The 22,757-nt window shown below is 58.2% G+C and carries 15 protein-coding genes and 1 pseudogene; 11 read left to right on the top strand and 5 right to left on the bottom strand.

The window, feature by feature from the left end; genetic code table 11:
- The first annotated feature begins 274 nt into the window (after nt 1–274).
- From mexE to QK293_RS14395, 7 genes are all read left to right on the top strand, one after another.
- Nucleotides 275–1,528: a multidrug efflux RND transporter periplasmic adaptor subunit MexE gene (mexE, locus tag QK293_RS14425; RefSeq protein WP_282377959.1), complete on the top strand. Its 1,254-nt coding sequence runs from the start codon at nt 275–277 to the stop codon at nt 1,526–1,528.
- Nucleotides 1,529–1,543: 15 nt separating this feature from the next.
- A complete protein-coding gene (locus tag QK293_RS14420; RefSeq protein WP_282377957.1) occupies nt 1,544–4,723 on the top strand; it encodes an efflux RND transporter permease subunit in 3,180 nt (1,059 codons plus the stop codon).
- The gene (locus QK293_RS14415; RefSeq protein ID WP_282377954.1) at nt 4,720–6,141 is read left to right on the top strand and encodes an efflux transporter outer membrane subunit; all 1,422 of its coding nucleotides are present in this window, start codon (nt 4,720–4,722) and stop codon (nt 6,139–6,141) included. Before QK293_RS14420 ends, QK293_RS14415 begins: the two co-directional genes overlap by 4 nt.
- A gap of 179 nt (nt 6,142–6,320) precedes the next feature.
- On the top strand, nt 6,321–7,376 hold the full coding sequence (locus QK293_RS14410; protein ID WP_282377952.1) for a tetratricopeptide repeat protein: 1,056 nt from the start codon (nt 6,321–6,323) through the stop codon (nt 7,374–7,376).
- 115 nt (nt 7,377–7,491) lie between these two features.
- Nucleotides 7,492–8,994, top strand: coding sequence for an ATPase domain-containing protein (locus QK293_RS14405; protein ID WP_282377950.1), 1,503 nt, complete (start codon nt 7,492–7,494; stop codon nt 8,992–8,994).
- A complete protein-coding gene (locus QK293_RS14400; RefSeq protein WP_282377949.1) occupies nt 8,991–10,661 on the top strand; it encodes an ATP-binding protein in 1,671 nt (556 codons plus the stop codon). The genes QK293_RS14405 and QK293_RS14400 overlap by 4 nt, the downstream gene beginning before the upstream one ends.
- 205 nt (nt 10,662–10,866) lie before the next feature.
- Nucleotides 10,867–11,781 carry a halovibrin HvnA gene (locus QK293_RS14395; RefSeq protein ID WP_282377948.1) on the top strand — a complete coding sequence of 305 codons (915 nt, stop codon included), beginning with the start codon at nt 10,867–10,869 and terminating at the stop codon, nt 11,779–11,781.
- A 35-nt stretch (nt 11,782–11,816) separates the two neighbouring features.
- Here QK293_RS14395 and QK293_RS14390 read toward each other — a convergent pair whose 3' ends face one another.
- The 5 genes and pseudogenes from QK293_RS14390 to QK293_RS14370 form a co-directional block, all read right to left on the bottom strand.
- Nucleotides 11,817–12,194: a response regulator gene (locus QK293_RS14390; protein ID WP_008146959.1), complete on the bottom strand. Its 378-nt coding sequence runs from the start codon at nt 12,192–12,194 to the stop codon at nt 11,817–11,819.
- 77 nt (nt 12,195–12,271) lie between these two features.
- On the bottom strand, nt 12,272–13,453 hold the full coding sequence (locus QK293_RS14385) for a hybrid sensor histidine kinase/response regulator (protein WP_282377931.1): 1,182 nt from the start codon (nt 13,451–13,453) through the stop codon (nt 12,272–12,274).
- A pseudogene (locus QK293_RS14380) lies at nt 13,447–13,796 on the bottom strand (chemotaxis protein CheB). Before QK293_RS14380 ends, QK293_RS14385 begins: the two are co-directional and overlap by 7 nt.
- Nucleotides 13,793–14,626, bottom strand: coding sequence for a protein-glutamate O-methyltransferase CheR (locus QK293_RS14375; RefSeq protein WP_282377929.1), 834 nt, complete (start codon nt 14,624–14,626; stop codon nt 13,793–13,795). The pseudogene QK293_RS14380 and the gene QK293_RS14375 overlap by 4 nt, the downstream one beginning before the upstream one ends.
- Nucleotides 14,626–18,117: a response regulator gene (locus tag QK293_RS14370; protein ID WP_282377927.1), complete on the bottom strand. Its 3,492-nt coding sequence runs from the start codon at nt 18,115–18,117 to the stop codon at nt 14,626–14,628. The genes QK293_RS14375 and QK293_RS14370 overlap by 1 nt, the downstream gene beginning before the upstream one ends.
- A gap of 259 nt (nt 18,118–18,376) precedes the next feature.
- Between QK293_RS14370 and QK293_RS14365 the strand changes: the two genes are divergently transcribed.
- The 4 genes from QK293_RS14365 to QK293_RS14350 all read left to right on the top strand — a co-directional run bounded on the left by QK293_RS14365 (nt 18,377) and on the right by QK293_RS14350 (nt 22,700).
- Nucleotides 18,377–18,736: a response regulator gene (locus tag QK293_RS14365; protein ID WP_282377925.1), complete on the top strand. Its 360-nt coding sequence runs from the start codon at nt 18,377–18,379 to the stop codon at nt 18,734–18,736.
- Between the two features lie 66 nt (nt 18,737–18,802).
- Nucleotides 18,803–20,098 (top strand): glycosyltransferase, encoded by a 1,296-nt coding sequence (locus QK293_RS14360; RefSeq protein ID WP_282377923.1) that lies wholly within the window; start codon nt 18,803–18,805, stop codon nt 20,096–20,098.
- A 157-nt stretch (nt 20,099–20,255) separates the two neighbouring features.
- Entirely contained in the window at nt 20,256–21,161 is a 906-nt protein-coding gene (locus tag QK293_RS14355) for an AraC family transcriptional regulator (protein ID WP_282377919.1), read from the top strand.
- Nucleotides 21,162–21,389: 228 nt separating this feature from the next.
- Nucleotides 21,390–22,700 carry a sugar ABC transporter substrate-binding protein gene (locus tag QK293_RS14350; RefSeq protein WP_282377917.1) on the top strand — a complete coding sequence of 437 codons (1,311 nt, stop codon included), beginning with the start codon at nt 21,390–21,392 and terminating at the stop codon, nt 22,698–22,700.
- The last annotated feature ends 57 nt before the right edge of the window (nt 22,701–22,757 follow it).

The raw sequence follows: 22,757 nt of genomic DNA, 5'->3' as shown, positions 1-22,757 counted from the left end.
TTATTTGGGTATTTCCTGTTGCACCCACAACTTATTGGAATTAATTCTATTTTTGGGAAGATTCGCCCTGCTGGCAGCACCTTTCCGGCCTAAACGATGAGCAACCGCGGCCGATCACTCTAATTGATAGCCGCCTAACGAAAGGTGCAGGCTAGAGAGCCTGCTTGGGCCTTATATCATTCCGAATGATAGTTACCTTTGCCTCATTCGATTCGTGCGATACATCCTCGCCGAGCATCATCCGTCCATTCTCAATACATTGGCGGATGCATCCATGGAACAATCACTCAAACATTTGCGCTTCCCGTTGGCCCTGTTGGCCGTGCTGGTGATGAGCGCCTGCGGCAAGACTCCGGACACGGCCGCCACTATGCCCGCAGCCAAAGTCAGCGTGGCCAAGGTGATTGAACAACCGGTCAATGAATGGGACGAATTCACCGGGCGCCTCGAAGCGCCGGAAACCGTAGAAATTCGTCCACGGGTCTCCGGCCAGATCGACGAAGTGGCCTTCACTGAAGGCGCATTGGTCAAAAAAGGCGACCTGCTGTTCCAGATTGACCCGCGTCCATTCCAGGCCGAGGTTCGCCGCCTCGAAGCCCTGGTTGCCCAGTCGCGCGCCAACGCCACCCGCAGCGAAAATGAAGCCCAGCGCGGTGAGCGTCTGCGCACCAGCAATGCTATTTCCGCCGAACTGGCCGATTCGCGCACCAGCGCTTCGCAAGAAGCCCGCGCCGCGGTTGGTGCCCTCCAGGCGCAACTGGACCTGGCCAAACTAAACCTGAGTTTCACCCGTGTTACTGCGCCAATTAGCGGCCGTGTCAGCCGTGCGGAAATCACCGCCGGCAATCTGGTGACCGCCGACACCACCGCGCTGACCAGTGTGGTTTCCACTGACAAGGTCTACGCCTACTTCGACGCCGACGAGCGTGTATTCCTCAAGTACACCGCGCTCGCTCGCCAAGGCAAACGCGGAGCAACCACCCCGGTTTATCTTGGCCTGTCCAATGAAGACGGCAACCCGCACCAAGGCGTGATGAACTTCGTCGACAACCAGGTCAACCCGAAAACCGGCACCATCCGCGGTCGTGCGGTGTTCGATAACAGCGACGGCACCTACACCCCCGGCCTGTATGCCCGTCTGAAACTGGTCGGCAGCGGCACCTATTCCGCCGTGCTGATCAACGACGAAGCGGTCGGTACCGATTTGGGTAAAAAGTTCGTGCTGGTGATGGATGCCGACAACAAGACGGCGTATCGCTCGGTCGAGCTGGGTCCGAAGATCGAAGGCCTACGCATCGTGCGCAGCGGCCTGAACAAGGATGACACCGTCATCGTCAAGGGGCTGCAACGGGTTCGTCCTGGTTCGCCGGTCACCCCTGAAGTGATCCCGATGGCCACCAAGGAAACCCTCGCCGCTCTGGCTCAACAACGACAAGCGCTGGAAGCCAGCAACCTGCCCCAAGTCGCACCTGCCAAGGTCGCGCCGGGTTCGGTTGTGAAACTGGCTGCTGCGACTCCACGCGGTTAAGGGACGATAACTCCGATGAATTTTTCCCAATTCTTCATTTCGCGACCGATCTTCGCAGCGGTGCTTTCGTTGCTGATCCTGATCGCCGGCGCCATCTCGCTGTTCCAGTTGCCGATCAGCGAATACCCGGAGGTGGTTCCGCCGACCGTTGTGGTCCGTGCCAACTTCCCGGGCGCCAACCCAAAAGTCATCGGTGAAACCGTGGCAGCTCCGCTGGAGCAAGCCATCACCGGCGTCGAGAACATGCTGTACATGTCTTCGCAGTCCACAGCGGACGGCAAGATCACCCTGACCATCACCTTTGCGCTGGGCACTGACCTGGACAACGCTCAGGTGCAAGTTCAGAACCGCGTGACCCGGACCGAGCCGAAGCTTCCAGAAGAAGTGACGCGAATCGGTATCACCGTGGACAAGGCTTCGCCCGACCTGACGATGGTTGTGCACTTGACCTCGCCGGACAAACGCTACGACATGCTCTACCTGTCCAACTACGCCTTGCTCAACATCAAAGATGAGCTGGCGCGACTGGGCGGTGTCGGTGACGTGCAGTTGTTCGGCATGGGCGATTACTCGTTGCGTGTCTGGCTCGATCCGAACAAGACTGCTTCGCGTAACCTGACCGCCACCGACGTCGTGACCGCCATCCGTGAACAGAACCGTCAGGTGGCTGCCGGTGCGTTGGGTGCACCTCCTGCACCGAATGCCACCGCGTTCCAGCTGTCGGTCAACACGCAAGGCCGTCTGGTTTCTGAAGAAGAGTTCGAGAACATCATCATTCGCTCCGGCGACAACGGTGAAATCACGCGCCTGAAAGACATCGCTCGGATTGAATTGGGTTCCAGCCAGTACGCCCTGCGCTCGCTGCTGAATAACCAGCCGGCCGTGGCGATCCCGATCTTCCAGCGCCCTGGCTCCAACGCGATCGAAATCTCCAACGAAGTGCGCGGCAAGATGGCCGAGCTGAAGAAGAACTTCCCGGAAGGCATGGACTTCAGCATCGTCTATGACCCGACGATTTTCGTGCGCGGCTCCATCGAAGCGGTGGTTCACACCCTCTTCGAAGCGCTGATTCTCGTAGTTCTGGTGGTGATCCTGTTCCTGCAGACCTGGCGCGCCTCGATCATTCCGTTGGTGGCGGTGCCGGTTTCGCTGATCGGTACGTTTGCCGTGATGCACCTGTTTGGCTTCTCGCTGAACGCCCTGTCACTGTTCGGCCTGGTGTTGGCCATCGGTATCGTGGTGGACGACGCCATCGTGGTGGTGGAAAACGTCGAGCGAAATATCGGATTGGGGCTCACACCGGTCGAAGCCACCAAACGAGCCATGCGTGAAGTGACCGGCCCGATCATCGCGACGGCGCTGGTGCTGTGTGCGGTGTTTATCCCGGCGGCCTTCATCTCCGGTTTGACTGGGCAGTTCTACAAGCAATTCGCCCTGACCATTGCGATCTCGACCGTGATCTCGGCGTTCAACTCGCTGACCCTGTCGCCTGCCCTGGCTGCTGTGTTGCTCAAAAGCCATGACGCGCCGAAGGACCGTTTCTCCAAGGTCCTCGACAAGATCTTTGGTGTCTGGCTGTTCCGCCCGTTCAACCGCTTCTTTGACAAGGCCAGCCACGGCTATGTCGGCACCGTGGGCCGGGTTATCCGCAGCAGCGGTATCGCCCTGCTGGTGTACGCAGGCCTGATGGTGTTGACCTTCTTCGGTTTCGCCAACACCCCGACCGGTTTCGTACCTGGCCAGGACAAGCAATACCTGGTGGCCTTCGCTCAACTGCCGGATGCCTCGAGCCTGGACCGTACCGAAGACGTGATCAAACGCATGTCCGACCTGGCCCTGAAACAGCCTGGCGTGGACAGTGCCGTCGCGTTCCCAGGCCTGTCGATCAACGGCTTCACCAACAGCCCTAACGCCGGCATCGTCTTCGTGACCCTCAAACCGTTCGATGAGCGTAAAGACCCGAGCATGTCCGCCGGTGCGATTGCCGGTGCATTGAACGGCCAGTTCGCCGGGATTCAGGAAGCCTACATGGCAATCTTCCCGCCGCCGCCCGTACAAGGCCTGGGCACCATCGGTGGTTTCCGCCTGCAGATCGAAGACCGGGGCAACCTGGGTTATGACGAGCTGTACAAAGAAACCATGAACATCATTAACAAAAGCCACAACGTGCCGGAACTGGCCGCCCTGTTCACCAGCTACACCGTGAACGTGCCACAGGTCGATGCGGCAATCGACCGGGAAAAAGCCAAGACCCACGGCGTGGCCGTCAGCGACATCTTCGACACCCTGCAGATCTATCTGGGGTCGCTGTATGCCAACGACTTCAACCGCTTTGGTCGTACCTATCAGGTCAACGTTCAGGCCGAGCAGCAGTTCCGTCTCGAACCGGACCAGATCGGTCAGCTGAAAGTGCGTAACAACAAAGGCGAGATGATCCCGCTGGCGACCTTCATCAAGGTCAGCGACACCTCGGGCCCGGATCGCGTGATGCACTACAACGGTTTCATCACCGCTGAAATCAACGGTGCAGCCGCCCCCGGCTACAGCTCCGGCCAGGCCGAAAAAGCCATCGAGAAACTGCTCAAGGAAGAACTTCCAAACGGCATGACCTACGAGTGGACCGACCTGACCTACCAGCAGATTCTGTCCGGCAACACTGCACTGTTCGTGTTCCCGCTCTGCGTACTGCTGGCGTTCCTGGTACTCGCGGCACAGTACGAAAGCTGGAGCCTGCCACTGGCGGTGATTCTGATCGTACCGATGACCCTGCTGTCGGCCATCACCGGTGTGATTGCCTCGGGTGGCGACAACAACATCTTCACCCAGATCGGCTTGATCGTACTGGTGGGACTTGCCTGTAAGAACGCGATTCTGATCGTCGAGTTTGCCAAGGATAAACAGGAAGAAGGCATGAGCCCGCTGGCGGCGGTGCTCGAAGCTTGCCGTCTGCGTCTGCGGCCGATCCTGATGACCTCCTTCGCGTTCATCATGGGTGTTGTGCCTCTGGTCTTCTCCAGCGGTGCCGGTGCCGAAATGCGTCATGCCATGGGTGTGGCGGTGTTCTCCGGGATGCTCGGGGTGACCTTCTTCGGTCTGTTGCTGACGCCAGTGTTCTACGTATTGATTCGTAACTTTGTGGAGCGCGGTGAAGCGCGCAAAGCGGCCAAGGCCCTGAAACTGGAGGCGCAACAATGAGCCTGAAAGCCTTCCTGCCGAGCCTTCTGGTACTGGCCCTGAGTGCCTGTGCCGTCGGCCCGGACTACAAGACTCCAGCCACTGAGCCGGCCAACATCACGACCGCCACCGATGGCAGCGCCGGTCAGAAGAACTTCGACCGCGCGCGTTTCGAAGGCATCTGGTGGCAGCAGTTTGAAGACCCGACGCTCAACCACTTGGTGACTCAATCGTTGCAAGGCAACCGTGATTTGCGCGTGGCCTTCGCCCGCTGGAAAGCGGCGCGGGCGATTCGCGACGACGTCAGCAATGACGCCATGCCGACCATCACCAGCCGGGCCAGCAGTGACCTGGCCAAGGGTCAGATCCCGGGCCAGACCACGAAACGGGTTAACAGCGAACGCTACGACCTGGGCCTGGACATGGCGTGGGAGATCGACCTGTTTGGCCGTATCCAGCGCAACCTGGAGTCCGCCGACGCCGAACAGCAGGCGCTCGAAGCCGATCTGTACCAGCTGCAAGTCTCCATGATTGCCGAACTGGTGGACGCCTACGGTCAACTGCGCGGAGCGCAGCTGCGGGAAAAGATCGCCCTGGCCAACCTGAACAACCAACAGGAATCGCGCAAGATCACCGAAAGTCTGCGTGATGCCGGCGTCGGCGATCAGCTCGATGTGGTCCGCGCCGATGCACGCCTGGCCTCCGTCGAAGCCAGCGTGCCGCAGTTGCAGGCCGAACAGGTTCGTCAACGCAACCGCATCGCCACCCTGCTGGGTGAACGTCCGGACAGGCTGACCGTCGACCTGAGTCCAAAAGAGTTGCCGGCGATCGCCAAGGCCCTGCCGATCGGTGATCCGGGTGAACTGCTGCAACGTCGCCCGGACATTCTCAGCGCCGAGCGCAAACTGGCTTCCGCCACTGCCCGTATCGGCGTGGCCAAGGCTGATTTGTTCCCACGGGTTAGCCTCAGCGGCTTCCTTGGCTTCACTGCCGGGCGCGGTTCGCAAATCGGCTCCTCGGCGGCCAACGCCTGGGCGCTGGGCCCAAGTATTACCTGGGCTGCGTTTGACCTTGGCAGCGTGCGCGCCCGTTTACGTGGCGCCGATGCTGATGCCGAAGGCGCCCTGGCGACCTACGAGCAACAAGTACTGTTGGCGTTGGAAGAGTCAGAAAACGCCTTTAGCGACTACGGCAAACGTCAACAACGCCTGATCTCGCTGATTCGTCAGAGTGAATCCAGCCGCGCCGCGGCCGACCTGGCCGACATTCGCTACCGCGAAGGCACGGCGGACTTCCTCGTCCTGCTCGACGCCCAGCGCGAGCGTTTGGCGGCTGAAGACACCCAGGCCCAGGCCGAAGTCGATCTTTTCCGCGGCATTGTCGCGATTTACAAAGCCCTCGGCGGTGGCTGGCAACCAGAGACGGTCGCCAGCCAGTAATGTTTTAACGAGCTCCTTTGGTTGGCCGCAACCAACCAATTCCTTTGCCCTGCGCCTCATTCGGTCGCGGGGCTTTTTTTGTCTGCTCGCCACGTCCCCCCAACACCGGGTTTGACTCACAGCCCTGCCTGACCGAAGCTGGCAACCTTGCAACAGCTTGCCAGCTCCTGGATTCCTGCATGCCCCAGTCCCGTCGCTACCTGCTCATCAGCCTCTGTGTCCTGTTTGCCATAGGCCTTGCCTGGTTTTTCCTGCGCAGCACCACCCCCGCAGTGCCGGAGGCGATCAAGCGTGGCTACAGCGAAGCGCTGAACCAGGCGCGCGCAGGCCAACCGGGTGCAGCGCGGGTTCTCTACCAGCAACTGGGCCGCTCTGATATATCGGCCAAACGCCGCGTCTGGTTGCATGCCGAACTGCCCAACTACCCCAGCTCCGTGGCGCTGAAACTGGCCGATGCGGACTTGCAGCATGAATCGCCAGACGTGCGCATTGCGGCGATCAAAAGCATCAGCGGTCTGGTGCCCAGCGGTCAACGCAGTCTGCTGCTGGGCCCGTTACTCGATGACAGCGAACAGCGCGTCCGCTATGCCGCCGTCAACGCCTTGTTGGGGCTTTCTCCGGACGATCTCGGTTTGTATTTCGGGCCGCTGGAGCAAGCCATCGATGCCTGGGAACAGGATCTGAAGCGTCAGCCGGAGAGCGCCGACAACCACTATCAATTGGCTCGACTGCATCTGCACAACGCCGAATTGAAAGAGGCGCGGCAAGCACTGGAGAACACCTTGCGTCTTGCGCCCGGCAATCTGCCGGCGCTGGTGATGCAGATCGAAGTGCTGGATCGACAGGGCCAAAACGATGCCGCCCGGCAGCTGTTGGCCAAGCAGCTGAAGGCTCAACCCGATTCAGCCTACCTGCAACATGCCCTGGGGCTCTGGTTGCTGCATCACGGGCAAAGTGAATTCGCCCTGCTCGGCCTTTCCAAAGCCGTGGAGCTGGAGCCGGATAACAAGGAATACCGTTACGACCTGGCTACCACGCTTCACGATGAACAGGAGCTGGAAGCGGCGCAAAAACAGTTGCAGGAGATCGTCCAGCGCCACCCGGCCGACCGCAAGGCCCGGGTATTGCTGATCAACTACTGGAAGGAAAGCGGACAGCTGCAAAACGTGCAGATTCTGTTGGCGCAACTTGAACAACTCAATCCCGACGACCCTGCGTTGCAGCAAGGGCTTTAACAACAGCAAAAAATCTCGTTGAACTCGTCGTCTCGGCCAAGGGTCAAGTGAGCAGGCAGTCCATTCAGGCTTACGGCCTGCTGCCTCGCTTCCCCTAGTCATGAGAGGGCATTTTTTGTCTACATCTAACGAGTTGATCAGTGCAAAAGCCGCCACCGGCATCGAAGGTCTGGATGACATCCTGGCCGGTGGATTGTCCCGCGGCCATGTGTTTTTACTGGAGGGTGAGCCCGGAACCGGCAAAACCACCGTCGCTTTGCATTTCCTGTTGGCCGGCGCTCGTGCCGGCGAACGCTCGTTGTACATCACCTTGTCGGAAACCGAGCGCGAGCTGCGGCAGGGAGCGTTGTCCCACGGCTGGGAGTTGGATGAGAACATCCACATCTTCGAACTGACACCCCCGGAAAACCTGCTCAATGCCGAGCATCAACAGAGTTTGTTGTATTCCTCGGACCTTGAACTGGGCGAAGCCACCCAGCAGATTTTCGAAGTGGTCGAACGGGTCAAGCCTACCCGCGTGGTGCTCGACAGTCTTTCCGAGATCCGTCTGCTGGCCCAAAGCTCGCTGCGCTACCGTCGCCAGATCCTCGCGATCAAACATTACTTCGTGCACTATGACGCCACGGTGGTGTTGCTGGACGACCTGACCACCGAATCCCTCGATAAAACCGTACACAGTGTGGCCCACGGCGTCATTCGCCTTGAGGAACTGACCCCCCACTATGGCGCCGAGCGTCGACGGATGCGCGTGTTGAAATACCGCGGCCAGAAATACCGTGGCGGTTATCACGACTTCACCATCATGGGTGATGGCGTGCATGTATTTCCGCGCCTGGTGGCCGCCGAACATCGCGGTTGCTATGTCCGCCAGCAATTGTCCAGCGGCATCACAGCAATGGACGCCCTGCTCGGCGGCGGTATCGAGACCGGGTCCAGCACGCTGATCCTTGGCCCGGCCGGTACCGGCAAATCGCTGATCTCGATGATCTTCGCCGCTGCCGCCGTGGCCCGTGGCGAAAAAGCCGCGCTGTTCATTTTCGACGAAGAGCTCGGGTTACTGATCGAGCGCATGAAGAACATCGGCATCGACCTCAAGGCGCTGCAAGACACTGGCAACCTGCTGATCGAGCAAGTCGACGCGGCCGAGTTGTCTCCCGGAGAGTTTTCCTACCGGGTTCGTCGCTGCGTCGATGAGGGCAATATCAAGACCGTGGTGATCGACAGCATCAACGGCTATCAGGCGGCGATGCCCGAAGAAAGCGCGCTGGTGCTGCACATGCACGAGCTACTGCTGTACCTCAATCGCCAGGGTGCCGCGACCTTCATGACGGTCGCTCAGCATGGACTGGTCGGTGACATGCAAGCCCCCGTCGACATCACTTATCTGGCCGATACGGTCATCCTGTTGCGCTACTTCGAGGCACTGGGCAAGGTTCGCCGGGCGATCTCGATCATCAAGAAACGCACGGGCAGCCATGAGTCAACCATTCGTGAATACCGCATCAGCGCTCAGGGCATCACCATTGGTGAACCACTGGATGCGTTTCAGGGGGTGTTGAGCGGCGTCCCTACTTATCTGGGTGCCAGCAAACCCTTGCTTCAGGAAGAAAACCCGTGATTGCCAAGGAAGCAATGTCCGAGCGCGCGATCATTCTCGCGCCGCTGGGTCGCGACAGCCAAATTGCGCTGATGATGCTCAACGAAGCGGGTTACGACGGGGTGATTACTCGAGATCTGGTGGCGTTGTGCCGCGAACTGGAGCAAGGAGCAGGATTGCTCCTGATCTCTTCCGAGGCCTTGTCGGGCGGTGATCTTGAACCGCTGTTCGGTCTGATCGAGCAACAGCCGGCCTGGTCCGACCTTCCCATTGTTTTGATGACCTACCATGGCGGCCCGGAACAAAACCCGGCGTCGCGCTACGGCCCTCAGTTGGGGAACGTGACCTTTCTTGAGCGCCCTTTTCACCCGGTTACATTGATCAGCCTGGTGACCACCGCGTTGCGCGGACGCCGACGACAGTACGAAGCCAGGGACCGGCTGATCGATTTGAGTCAAAGCGAGCTGCGATTGCAAAACACCCTCGAAACGCTTGAACAGCAGGTCGAGGAACGCACCGCCCAGCTACGACACAATGAAGAAGCCCTGCGCCAATCGCAGAAAATGGAAGCGGTCGGCCAGCTCACCGGCGGTATTGCCCACGACTTCAACAACATGCTGACCGGCATCATCGGCAGCCTTGAGCTGTTACGCCGGCGTCTGGCCCGTGGGCGCACCGACGATCTGGACAGCCTTATCGACCTGGGTGTGACTTCAGCCAACCGCGCGGCAGGCCTGACCCACCGCCTGCTGGCGTTTTCCCGGCGTCAGTCGCTGGACTCCAAACCCGTGGAGATGAACGCACTGGTGGTTTCCATGGGCGAACTGCTGCAACGCAGCATCAACGAAAGCATTCAGCTGGACATGCAACTGAACGAGCAACTCTGGGTGGCCGAGGCCGACCCCAACCAACTGGAAAGCGCCCTGCTCAATCTGGTGATCAATGCCCGGGATGCGATGCCCGACGGCGGCAAACTGGTGGTAAAGACCAGCAATCAACATCTTGATATTGAGTTCACCGAGGCCCAGAGCAACCTTCAACCGGGTGATTATGTGGTGCTGAGCGTCACGGACACCGGGTGTGGCATGCCGCAAAGCACCATCAACCGAGCCTTTGACCCGTTCTTTACCACCAAGCCAATCGGTCAAGGCACAGGCCTTGGACTGTCGATGATTTATGGTTTCAGCAAACAATCGCGCGGCCACGTCGCCATTCACAGTGAAGTGGGCGAAGGCACCACGGTGAGTCTGTTTCTGCCACGTTTCGGCGGTGACGTGCCCCCGGACAGCCCTATAGGCGTTCAGCACGCCCCCGTCGCACAGAACGGCGAAACGGTGCTGATCGTCGAGGATGATCCGGCGGTGCGCGTGTTGGTCAGCACGGTCTTGAGTGAGCTGGGTTATGCCCTCGTCGAGGCAGGCGATGCCGACAGCGCGGTGCCGATTCTTGATTCCGCGCAGCGTATTGATCTGTTGATCAGCGACGTCGGGTTACCGGGCATGAATGGCCGGCAACTGGCGGAAATCGGCCGGCAGTACCGGCCCGAGCTCAAGGTGTTGTTCATCACCGGGTATGCCGAGCACGCGGCGGTGCGCGGCGGGTTCCTTGACCCAGGCATGCAGATGATTACCAAGCCTTTCACCTTCGACCTGTTGACGGCGAAGGTAAGGGAGATGATTCGGGTCTAATGCGTTATCCGGAAAATCACGCTACTGACCAAACGGCACAACCGCTCAGCATAGACCGCGACTTTAAGCCTGTCAGCTGTCAACTCTGTCAGCTATTCAGTGTAGTTCTTCCTTGATTAAATCTCCTCTGAAGTCCGCAGCAAGGCCTCTGTTGAGGTGCTCTGCGCCCGATTGCCACGCGCAGGTCACAAGGGAGGGATAGGCAATGAAGGAAATCATCGCGCTGATACTGATGGTTGCTTTGGCTGGCTGTCAGGTTCGAGAGGAACAACAAGGTGCGGGGAGCACTTTGCCAACCCGCAGCGCTACCGCCAATGGCGCGGCGGTTGCGGGCGAACTGACCAGACGTTATCAAGACACCCGCGCCGATTGCGGCCAGGCCTCGATGCCGGCGTTTCTGTGCTCAGGCATTGTGCTGCGCTCGACGGTGCCATCCACGCAATACTCAAGTTGGAATCCCAGCCCGCATTCGCAGCAGAGTGGTGGTGTGTCGTTCTCGTTTCTGCGCAAGGATTCGAAATTCAGGGATCTGGTGTTGGGCCAGATCAACGGGCTTATTTTCTATCCGGTTCTTTCCTACCCGCCTGGCATCCGGCAGATCGAGGTGCTGTGCAGCTACCCCATCGACGGCTGGAGTCAGCTTCGAGACAAGCCGGGGTGCGGCGGTCACCCCTATTACCCTTTGGAAAGCCGGCGTTGCCAAACTTTGAGCATCACGACGGCCGAACGATGGATGGCACATTGGAAAAGCGCCCCTGTTCCGTCGAATGCCCAGGCTTATCAATGCAGTTTTGACGTGCGTGACGCCATGAACCACCTGGCGGCCGACTCCTTTTACCAATCCATACGCACGAGGAATATGCTCGGCGCAAGTTGGTTCCCTCAACAAAACGAACTGATCCTGGCGACCTGGCCGCAGAATATCCCTCAAGAATTGCCCATCGAGGCGTTCTTCTATCTCTACACCCCGGGCGGCCTGGCAGGTGCACAACATGATCAGAGGGATTTCTACAATAAAAGTGGCGGCATAGTGAAACCGATCGTGCAGCTTATACTGCCCGCGAAGCCTGCTGCCGATGCGACGTTCACGTATGTACCCGGAGATCAAGTCGTGCCCTGACGGCGAGAACGTTGACTGTTGATCAACGCCTAGAATCAAGACAGCATTTCCTGCATAAGCTCTTGCAGTACATCCAGATCGAACGGCTTGGCCAGGATCGGCGCCTTACGGGTGATCGGGCTGTCCGTCTCGCGGATCTCCTGCGGATAACCGCTGATAAAGATCACCTTGAGCTCCGGTCGCAGCTTCACGGCAGGTTCAGCAATCTGGACGCCAGAAATTCCGCCCGGCAGGCGGAAGTCGGTGATCATCATGTCCAGGTGGGGTTTGCTCGACAGAATTTCGAAGGCCTGCTCGCCGTTTTCGGCTTGCAATACCCGGTAGCCCTCACCCGACAGATAGGCCGACAGCACCATCAAAATCGAGGGGTCATCTTCGACGATCAATACGACGTCTTGTGCATCTTCACTCATGGGAAGCCTTTGTTCGGTCAATAGCTGCTGATACGACCGTGGGGTCGATCAGAGGTTGCGTTTATCGGGCTGTTTTCCTACAGCGGCAGACAAACGCGAAACAAGGCGCCTTCGCCAATCCGGCTTTCGACGGTAATGGAACCGGCATGGGCGGCCACAATCTGCTCGGAAATAAACAATCCAAGGCCCAACCCCGCGACAGCGTGTTTGGCCGTGACTCGTTCGAACTGCTGGAAAATACGCTTCTGGTTCTCTTCGCTGATGCCGATCCCAAGATCGCGCACGTCCACCCGACCCTGACCGCTCTCACTGTACACCTTAACGGTGATCGGACTCTTGGCGCCGTATCGTAGAGCATTGGTCATCAAGTTGGAGATCACCTGTTCAATGCGAAATTCGTCCCAGTTGCCCACCACCGGTTGCTCGGCGTCGAGCGTTACCGAGCACTCGGCAGCAGTGATCTGCGGGGCGAAGTTCTGCAACAAGCCGCGAACCAGCGCCGACAGATCGAAGCGCGTCGGTCGTATCGACAACTTGCCGGTACGAATTCGCGACACATCGAGCATGTCTTCGATCAGGCGAATCAGGCTTTTGATCTGCCGCTCGTCGCGATCGACCATCGCGTGCATTTTGTCCAGAGCGAACGCCGCAGCGTTATCCCGAGCCAGGTGCATCTTGCGCAACTGGGTTTCGAGGATCAGGCCATTGAGCGGCGTGCGGACTTCATGAGCAACGATGGACATGAAGTCATCGCGCATGCGCACCGCTTGCTCCAGTTCCAGCCGGGTACTTTGTAACTGCGTGAGCAGCGCTTCCTGCTCACGGCGACTCTGCTCCAGCTCTTCGACCTGCTGTTTCATCGCCTTGCTTTGGCGAAACAGTTCGACGAACACATTGACCTTGCTCTTGACCGCGTGGATATCCAGCGGCTTGTAGAGGAAATCCACGGCACCGCTTTCGTAGCCCTTGAACGAGTAGTTCAGCTCACGGCCGGCCGCACTGACGAACACGATCGGGATGTTCTTGGTCTTTTCCGTGCCGCGCATCAGCTCGGCCAGCTCAAAGCCGTTCATCCCGGGCATCTGCACGTCGAGAATGGCCATGGCGAATTCGTGTTGCAGCAACAGCGACAAGGCTTCGTCGGCGGACAAGGCTTTGTAGACGATACGGTCTTCGCGCCTGATCAGCGCTTCGAGCGCCAACAGGTTCTCCGGCAGATCGTCGACGATCAGCAGTTTGGCTTGGATAGTACTTAACATGCGATTCGTTCCAGCTCGACAAGCAGACGGCCGATGCCGCGTAAAGGGAGGATAGGGTCTGGCTGGTGCATATCCAGTGCAGCTTGGGGCATGGTTGCAACCTGAGCTTCGTCCGGGTCCTGGACGATGGCCATGCCGCCACGGTATTTGACCTGGGCCAGACCGCTGGCGCCATCGCGGTTGGCGCCGGTCAACAACACTGCGGCCAGGGCTGAACCGTAGGCATCGGCAGCGTGAAGCCTTCTCGCAGTGGGCTGAGAATATTCAGCAGCGCCTCTACACCGCCGGCCGAGGCGCCGATCACGATAGCCTCTATAGAAGGCAAATCCGCTGCACTGTTCATGATTTGCGGTAAATCCGTTCTTGTTTGACCAACGGTTCGAACTGGCTCCCGTAGGCAGAAAAATCCGGTGTTTCCTTGCTGCCCAGCACCAGAATTCCACGATGGCAAAGGGATTCCCGGAACAAACCAAAAGCACGATCCTGAAGCTTTTTATTGAAATAAATCAAAACATTACGACACGAAATTAATTGAGTTTCTGAGAAAACACTGTCGGTCGCCAGGCTGTGATCGGCGAAGGTCACGTTCTCACACAACGTCTTGTCGAAAATGGCGTAACCGTAGGCCGCCGTGTAGTAGTCGGCGAACGAACGCTGGCCACCTGCCTGCTGGTAGTTATGAGTGTAGGCGCGGACATTCTCCATGGAGAAAATCCCTTGCTTGGCTTTATCCAGCGAGCGTGGATTGATGTCGGTGGCGTAGATGATGGTGCGATCGAGCAAGCCTTCTTCGCGCAGCAGAATGGCCATCGAATAGACCTCTTCCCCCGTGCTGCAACCGGCGATCCAGATCTTGATCGAGGGGTAAGTCTTGAGCAGTGGCACCACTTCCTGACGGATCGCCAGGAAATGCGAAGGGTCGCGAAACATTTCGCTGACCGGGATCGTCAGCAATTGCAGCAATTGCATGAACGCCGTCGGGTCGTGCAGGACCTTTTCCTGCAACGCCGAAATAGTGGCGCACTCGAACTGGCTCAACGCGTGATTGACACGACGCTTGATCGAAGCGCCGGAGTAGTCGCGAAAGTCATAGCTGTATTTGAGGTAGATCGCCTCGATCAACAAGCGCAATTCGATTTCGCTATTTCGCTCCACTGAATAAATGCGTTCCATTAAATGCGTTCCATCTTCGGCAACCACACGCGAATTAGCGAGAACAGGCGATCCAGGTCGATGGGCTTGGCCAGGTAATCATTGGAGCCCGCTTGCAGGCAGCGCTCCTGATCGTCCTTCATGGCCTTGGCCGTCACCGCAATGATCGGCAGCTTGCGCCAGCGCGGGTCCTTGCGGATCTCGATGGTGGCTTCGTAGCCATCCATCTCCGGCATCATCACGTCCATCAACACCAGATCGATGTCCTCGACTTCATTAAGCTTTTCAATCGCTTCACGGCCGTTTCGACCAATGACCACGACTGCACCCTTTTGCTCCAGGGCACTGGTGAGGGCGAAGATGTTGCGTACATCGTCGTCCACCAGCAATACCTTGCGCCCCTCGAAAACCTTGTCGCGGCTGCGCGCGGTCTTGAGCATCCTCTGCCGCTCATGGGACAACCTGGATTCGACTTTGTGCAGAAAGAGTGTCACCTCATCCAGCAAACGCTCGGGCGAGCGCGCCCCCTTGATGATGATCGAGCGCGAATACTTGCGCAGCTCGGCCTCTTCGTCTCGGGTCAGGTTGCGTGCGGTGTAGACGATCACCGGTGGGAACGAGCAGATATCTTCGGTGGACATGCGCTTGAGCAGGTCGTTGCCGAGCATGTCCGGCAGCTTCAAGTCGATGATCATGCAGTCGAAAATCGTCGTTCGCAGCAAGTTCAGGGCATCCTGTGCCAAGCCAACGGCAGTGATCTCGATATCATCGTCGCCGATCAGCCGGGCAATGCTGTCGCGCTGCAAATCATCGTCTTCGACCAGCAGGATGCGTTTGACCTTCTGGGTCAGCTTGGCTTCAAGACGGGCAAACACATCTTTGAGTTCTTCGCGAGTGGTCGGCTTGACTGCATACCCGATGGCGCCCATGTGCATCGCGGCCTCGACCCGGTCTTCCACCGAAATCACATGCACCGGAATGTGCCGGGTTTCAGCGTGTTCCTTCAGGCGTTGCAACACAGTCAACCCGGAATGATCCGGCAGACGCATGTCCAGCAGAATGGCGTCGGGGATGAACTCTACGGCCAGGTCGTAGCCTTCGTCGGCACCGTGGGCCACCAGGCACTGATAACCCAGTTCATGCGCCAGGTCGTAAAGGATATGCGCAAAGTTCGGCTCGTCTTCCACCACCAGAATGCACCGAGTGGCGAATGGCGCCTGGGTGCGATCGTCGTCGAAACGCGGGATATCAACGTCGGCAATCAGCGGCACCCGCGCGGCGGTCGGCATTCTCGGCGCAATGGCCACCGGCGTGGCTCTCATCGGCTCGACCGGCTCTTCGCCCGGTTCAACGTATTGCTGCGGCAAAACCAGCGTGAACACACTGCCCTGCCCAGGCTCGCTGGTGACACTGATGGAACCGCCCAGCAAGGTGGCCAAGTCACGGGAAATCGACAAGCCCAGGCCGGTACCGCCGTAACGGCGATTGGTGGTGCCATCGGCCTGGCGGAAGGCTTCGAAAATGCTGTCCTGCTGATCCTCGGCAATGCCAATCCCCGAATCGCGAATGATGAAAGCGATACCGTCGCCGGGCTGGCTGGCGACTGTCAGGCTGACGGTGCCTTTTTCGGTGAATTTCACCGCGTTGGACAGCAGGTTCTTGATGACCTGCTCCAGGCGCTGGCGGTCGGTGAAGATCATAATCGGCGCACCGGCCTGCACCTCGACCTGGAAATCCAGCTTCTTGTCGGCAGCCAATGGCTGGAACATCCCGCGCAAGCCATCCACCAGACGCGCGACACTGGTGTTCTCCGGTCGTATCTCAAGCTTGCCGGCCTCGACCTTGGAAATGTCGAGAATGTCGTTGATCAAGTTGAGCAAATCATTGCCGGCAGAGTAGATCGACTCGGCAAACTTGACCTGCTCGGCGCTGAGGTTTTCCTGAGGGTTTTCCGCCAGTAACTTGGCCAGGATCAACGAGCTGTTCAGCGGCGTGCGCAACTCGTGGGACATGTTGGCGAGGAATTCAGACTTGTACTTGCTCGAGCGCTGCAACTCTTCGGCGCGTTCTTCGAGCTGGGTCTGGGCCTGATTGAGCTCGGTGTTCTTCAGGTCCATCGCGTCGCGCTGCTCGGCCAGGATCCCGGCCTGCTCGGCGAGCTGTTCATTGGTTTGTTCAAGCTCTACCTGTTGGGTTTCCAGATTCGCCTGGGACTCCTTGAGAATCCGCGACTGTTCTTCCAGCTCTTCGTTGGCGGTCTTGAGTTCTTCCTGCTGAACTTGCAGCTCTTCATTGAGCTGCTGGGTTTCGGCCAGCACCTCCTGTAAGCGCTGGCGATAGCGAGCGGCCTCGATGGACGTGCCGATGTTGCCGGCAATCAGTTCAAGCAATTCGACATCGCGGTCAGTCAGCGGGCGCAAGAAGCCCAGTTCGATCACACCGTTGACCCGATCGTCGTCACTGGTCGGCACGACCAGCACGCTATGCGGCAGACCTTCGCCCAGGCCGGAGCTGACCTTGAAGTAATCGCTCGGTACGTTATCGAGACGGATCAAGCGCGCCTGGCTCGCTACCTGGCCGACAATGCCTTCATCGCTGTAAATCTGCTGATCAAGTGCTTCCTGCTCGCGGGAGAAACCGTAGGATGCAATGCGTTTGAGGCCACCGTGTTCTTCACGAACATACATAGCCGCCACGGCCGTGCCAAGGTACTGCGCACAAAATTGCAAAATGTTGCGGCCCAGCAGATTAAGCGACAGTTGCCCCAACACTTGCTCGGCCAGTTCGGTCTGGCCATTGCGCAACCAGGCCTGCTGTTCCAGACGATGGGCGCTGGCCTCTTGCGCAGTGAGGTTGGCGCTGTAAATCTGCGAAAGGTTGAGCAAATCCCGACGGCCAATGTAGGCCAGCAATGCGCTGATACCGGCGATGAACAACAGATAAAGGCTGATGCTCCAGATCGTGGTGCGGCGCACGTCCTCGTTACGTGTGGTGCGCAACTGCTGCTCCATGGCGATCACGTCTTCGAATTGCTTGCGGATCTCATCGGTCAGCCGCTTGCCGCGCCCAGCCTTGACCGCGCCGCGGTAATCGCCGCTGGCACGTTGCAAATCGATCATTGTTATTGCGTAAGTGGCCCACTCATCCTGCAAGGCCTGGAGTCGGTGCAGGCGGTCGGTCTGCACCGGGTTGTCCGCAGTCAGTTCGAGCAAGGTGTTGAGGGAGACAATGATTCGCGGCTTGGCCGTCTCGTAAGGTTCAAGGAACTGCTCGTTGCCTGTGAGCAGGAAGCCGCGCATACCGGTTTCCAGATCGACGGTCAGCTTGATCGCTTCATTGGCGTTATTGATCACCCGGTCGGTGTGCTCGACCCACTGGATCACCGACAACAGGTAAGTGATCAGCGAGACAAAGAACACTGCACTGAGCACGCCGACACCCAACGGCAGGCTGACGTTGCGGCTCAGGAGTTTACGGAATCGTTGCTCATCAACCGAAGACGCGGATGTCATGGGGGAGCCTTGTCGAACTGTCGAAAACCACGGAGTTTGCCCCAAAAGTGGCACATTGATCCAATTTTCTGACACCTTTTCGCGCAAAATCCTACATTCCACTGCTCCGGCGCGAAGGAGCGGTTATCCTTGCCGGCACGCGTGCGGCTATTCTTTTTTCTACCGCGTGGGAACTTGTCGGGTTCCGTCACTTACTCAAGCAAGAACCCGGCGATTTCGATCGACCGGCAACCGTGAATTCAACCTTTGAGAGCCCACTATGTCCGCCGAAAAATCCATCATCCTGGTAGTCGAAGACGACGACATCGTGCGTATGCTGATAGTCGATGTCCTTGAGGAGCTGGAATTCAAGGTGTTGGAGGCCGACGGGTGCGAGCAGGCGCTGGAGTTTCTCAACGACGAGGATCAATACATCGATCTGATGATGACCGACGTCGGGTTGCCGGTGATGGATGGCCGTGAACTGGCCACCCAGGCCCGAATGGTTCGCCCTAAATTGCTGATCCTGTTCGCCAGCGGCTATGCCGAGAGCATCGATGTGCCTGAAGGCATGCAGGTGATCGGCAAGCCGTTTTCCATTGATCAGCTGCGCGACAAGGTCAAAGGCATGCTTGCCTGAGACTGGTATCTTCGCTCCCCCGTTTTCTCCCCCCGGCCCTCTACCCGCACCAAGGAATACCCGTTCATGACTCAGCCCCACGCAACCAAAGTCCTGGTTATTGGTTACGTCTGGCCCGAGCCCCGCTCTTCTGCGGCCGGCGGGCACATGATGCAAATTCTCGAGACTTTTTTGCAGCAGGGCTGGGACATTACATTCAGTAGCCCGGCCGGCACCGGCGAACACCGGGCAGATCTCGGCACTTTGGGCATTCGCGAAGTCCCGATCGAATTGAACAACAGCCGTTTCGACACCTTTATCAGTGAACTGGCCCCGGATATCGTTCTGTTCGATCAGTTCATGATGGAAGAACAGTTCGGCTGGCGCGTTGAACAATACTGCCCCGCTGCCTTGCGCGTGCTTGAGACCTCCGATCTGCGAAGCCTGCGAGATGCCCGCCATCAACGCCTCAAGGAGCGTTTGAAGGCCAGCGACGACGCCAATGACTTCAATGAAGTGTTCGCCTCGGCGTTGCGTGAAGAGTTTGAGCACATGGCCGAGACCGATCTGGCCAAACGGGAAATCGCAGCGATTTATCGTTGCGACTTGAATCTGATGATCTCCGAAGTGGAGATCGAATTGCTGGTCGAACAATTCAAGCTGCCGCGTAATTTGCTGCACTGGTGTCCACTCATGGTCGATCTACCGAGCGTGCCGCCGGCGGCTTTTGAAGACCGGGCGCACTTTCTCAGTATCGGTAACTTTCGACATGCGCCGAACTGGGATGCGGTGCTCTGGATGAAAACCGCGATCTGGCCGCTGATCCGTGCGCAACTGCCCGACGCTCAGTTACACATTTACGGCGCGTACACACCGCCCAAGGCGACTGCATTGCACAATCCCGGCCAGGGGTTCCATGTCATGAATTGGGCGGAAGATGCGTTAGACGTCATGTCTGGCGCGCGGATTTGTCTGGCGCCTCTCCGTTTCGGTGCCGGTATCAAAGGCAAGATTGTCGACGCCATGTTGTGTGGCACACCCACGATCACAACGCCCATCGGCGCCGAAGCGATGCACGGCGAACATCTCTGGCCCGGCGCCGTGGCCCGGACAGCACAGGCGTTCGCCGATTGCGCGGTTCGGCTGTACAAGGATGAAGCACTTTGGACCGACGCCCAATCCTTGGGACAGACGTTGCTGGCCGATCGTTATCGACAGTCTGTACATGGCCCGGCATTGATTGAAAAGTTGCTGCACTGCCAACAACACTTGGCACACCTTAGAAGCGATAACTTTACCGGCAGCATGTTGCGTCATCACCACCACAAAAGTACGCAATACATGGCGCAATGGATTGAAGCTAAAAATCGAAACCCGCTATAGAACTGACTAGTCCGCTACTGCTGGAGCGCCACCAGCATGAAGGCGGTTTACGGGCGCAGATTGCATGAGACGGCATAAGCGAAAATCGTGGCAGGCTGGCACAGCAGTCGCCAAAAGAGGCATGATCCGATAGCGAAAACAAGAAAAGCGCCCTGACATGACTCGAACAGCCCGCGTGACAGACCCCTCTTACGAACTGATGGACGACCATAACGGGTTGTCCATCATCTATCGTCAGCACGGTTTTCCCTGCCCGTTGGTGCGCTGGCATTTTCACAAGGAATACGAGCTGCACCTGATCGTCGCCAGCGCCGGCAAAGTGTTCATCGGCGACTACATCGGCAACTTCTATCCTGAAACGCTGTTCCTCACCGGCCCCAACCTGCCCCACAACTGGATCAGCCAGGTGGCCGAAAACGAAGTGGTGCCCAAACGCGACATGTTGGTCAACTTTACGGACGAGTTGTTCGACAGCGGCCACTTGGTATTTGCCGAGCTCAAGACGCTGGCGCCGCTGTCGGAGCGCGCCCAGTACGGTATCGAGTTTCGCTGCAAGCGCACCATTCGCCAGGCCATGACGTTGATGCAACGTATTGCCGACACCAAAGGCGTGACCCGCCTCGGGCACTTTTTCATTTTGCTGGAGTTGCTGGCGGCCTCTGACGACTATCAGCTGCTGTCCGGGGCCACGACGCCGCAATTGGCCGACGAGCACAACATCGATCGCACCAATCGGGCGGTGGATTACATCTTCGCGCATTACGCCCGGGACCTGCCGCTGGAGGAAGTCGCCGAGCACCTTGGCATGAAGCCGACTTATTTCAGTCGAGTGTTCAAGCAAGCCACCGGCCGCTGTTTCATCGAGTTCGTCAATCGCCTGCGCATCAGTAAATCCTGTGAGCTGCTGGCCGATGGCGACAAACCGGTGACCGATGTGTGTTTCGAATCGGGCTTCAACAATATTTCCAACTTCAATCGGCGTTTTCAGCAGCTCAAGGGCATGACGCCGTCGCATTACCGGCGATTGGCCGTGCAGCGGCTGACTGAGCAGAACCTGGGTTAAACGCCTGAAAACCTATACGGATTCCATAGGGTGCAACTGCTGAAAAGCCGTTCCCTGCACCTCTCCCTCCAAACATTAGTGCAAATTAGTATCGATCGAAGTGCGATGGATGATTTGTCACGTCATCAATAGAAGGCTGTAATCAGTGCACATTCTTCCCTCCGCAGGAAGACACAAAAACAATAACTGTCCTTCTGTAACCCGCGGGGTGCAGAAAAGGAGTGCACGATGCAACCTTCTGTAAAAGCTCTGCTTGCCCTCACCTGCATGACCCTTAGCAGCGTCAGCCTCGGCGCCCAAACCCTGACCATCGCCACCGTCAACAACAGCGACATGATCCGCATGCAAAAACTCTCGAAAACCTTCGAGACCGAGCATCCGGACATCAAGCTCAATTGGGTGGTGCTGGAAGAAAATGTCTTGCGCCAACGCCTGACCACTGACATCGCCACTCAGGGCGGACAGTTCGATGTGCTGACCATCGGCATGTACGAAGCCGCACTCTGGGGTGCCAAGGGTTGGCTGGAGCCGATGAAGGACTTGCCGGCCAGCTACGCCCTCGACGACGTGTTCCCGTCGGTGCGTGAAGGCCTGTCGGTCAAGGGTTCGCTGTATGCGTTGCCGTTCTACGCCGAAAGTTCCATCACCTATTACCGCACCGATCTGTTCAAGGATGCCGGGCTGACCATGCCCGAGCACCCGACCTGGACCCAGATCAGCGAATTCGCCAGCAAACTCACCCATAAGGATAAAGAACAGTACGGCATCTGCCTGCGCGGCAAGGCCGGCTGGGGCGAGAACATGGCGCTGATCACCACCGTCGCCAATGCCTATGGTGCGCGCTGGTTCGATGAGAAGTGGCAACCGGAATTCACCGGCCCCGAGTGGAAAAATGCGCTGAACTTCTACGTCAAGACCATGAAAGACTCGGGTCCACCCGGCGCCTCCAGCAACGGTTTCAACGAAAACCTGGCGCTGTTCAACAGTGGCAAATGCGCAATTTGGGTGGATGCCAGCGTCGCTGGCTCCTTAGTCACCGACAAGACCCAAAGCAAGGTCAGCGACCACGTCGGCTTCACCTACGCACCGCACGAAACCACCGACAAGGGCTCAGCCTGGTTGTATTCCTGGGCGCTGGCGATTCCGACCAGTTCCAAGGCCAAGGACGCCGCGAAAACCTTCAGCGCCTGGGCCACTTCCAAGGAGTATGGAGCGTTGGTTGCAGAGAAAGACGGCATTGCCAACGTACCACCAGGTACCCGCGCTTCGACGTACAGCGATGAGTACATGAAGGCTGCGCCGTTCGCCAAGGTGACCCTTGAGTCGCTGAAAGCTGCGGACCCGAGCAAACCGACCCTCAAACCCGTGCCCTACATCGGCATCCAGTTGGTGACCATTCCGGAGTTCCAGGCGATCGGCACTTCCGTCGGGAAGCTGTTTTCGGCGGCGCTTACTGGACAGATGTCGGTCGATCAAGCACTCGCCGCCGCACAGATCTCCACCGAACGTGAAATGAAGCGCGCCGGTTATCCCAAGTAACCCGCTCCCACATCTATGGTTACCCCCTTTTCTGCAATACTGTTTTTGATGCGTGTT

The organism is Pseudomonas sp. AL03, assembly GCF_029960815.1.
Taxonomy (GTDB): Bacteria; Pseudomonadota; Gammaproteobacteria; order Pseudomonadales; family Pseudomonadaceae; genus Aquipseudomonas.
Note: the sequence above shows the minus strand (reverse complement) of the source record. Positions and strands in the feature narration are given on the sequence as shown.

Coding starts and splice junctions, on each gene's coding strand:
- mexE (WP_282377959.1), top strand. CDS start 275: ATGGAACAATCACTCAAACATTTGCGCTTCCCGTTGGCCCTGTTGGCC.
- QK293_RS14420 (WP_282377957.1), top strand. CDS start 1,544: ATGAATTTTTCCCAATTCTTCATTTCGCGACCGATCTTCGCAGCGGTG.
- QK293_RS14415 (WP_282377954.1), top strand. CDS start 4,720: ATGAGCCTGAAAGCCTTCCTGCCGAGCCTTCTGGTACTGGCCCTGAGT.
- QK293_RS14410 (WP_282377952.1), top strand. CDS start 6,321: ATGCCCCAGTCCCGTCGCTACCTGCTCATCAGCCTCTGTGTCCTGTTT.
- QK293_RS14395 (WP_282377948.1), top strand. CDS start 10,867: ATGAAGGAAATCATCGCGCTGATACTGATGGTTGCTTTGGCTGGCTGT.
- QK293_RS14390 (WP_008146959.1), bottom strand. CDS start 12,194: ATGAGTGAAGATGCACAAGACGTCGTATTGATCGTCGAAGATGACCCC.
- QK293_RS14385 (WP_282377931.1), bottom strand. CDS start 13,453: ATGTTAAGTACTATCCAAGCCAAACTGCTGATCGTCGACGATCTGCCG.
- QK293_RS14375 (WP_282377929.1), bottom strand. CDS start 14,626: ATGGAACGCATTTATTCAGTGGAGCGAAATAGCGAAATCGAATTGCGC.
- QK293_RS14370 (WP_282377927.1), bottom strand. CDS start 18,117: ATGACATCCGCGTCTTCGGTTGATGAGCAACGATTCCGTAAACTCCTG.
- QK293_RS14365 (WP_282377925.1), top strand. CDS start 18,377: ATGTCCGCCGAAAAATCCATCATCCTGGTAGTCGAAGACGACGACATC.
- QK293_RS14360 (WP_282377923.1), top strand. CDS start 18,803: ATGACTCAGCCCCACGCAACCAAAGTCCTGGTTATTGGTTACGTCTGG.
- QK293_RS14355 (WP_282377919.1), top strand. CDS start 20,256: ATGACTCGAACAGCCCGCGTGACAGACCCCTCTTACGAACTGATGGAC.
- QK293_RS14350 (WP_282377917.1), top strand. CDS start 21,390: ATGCAACCTTCTGTAAAAGCTCTGCTTGCCCTCACCTGCATGACCCTT.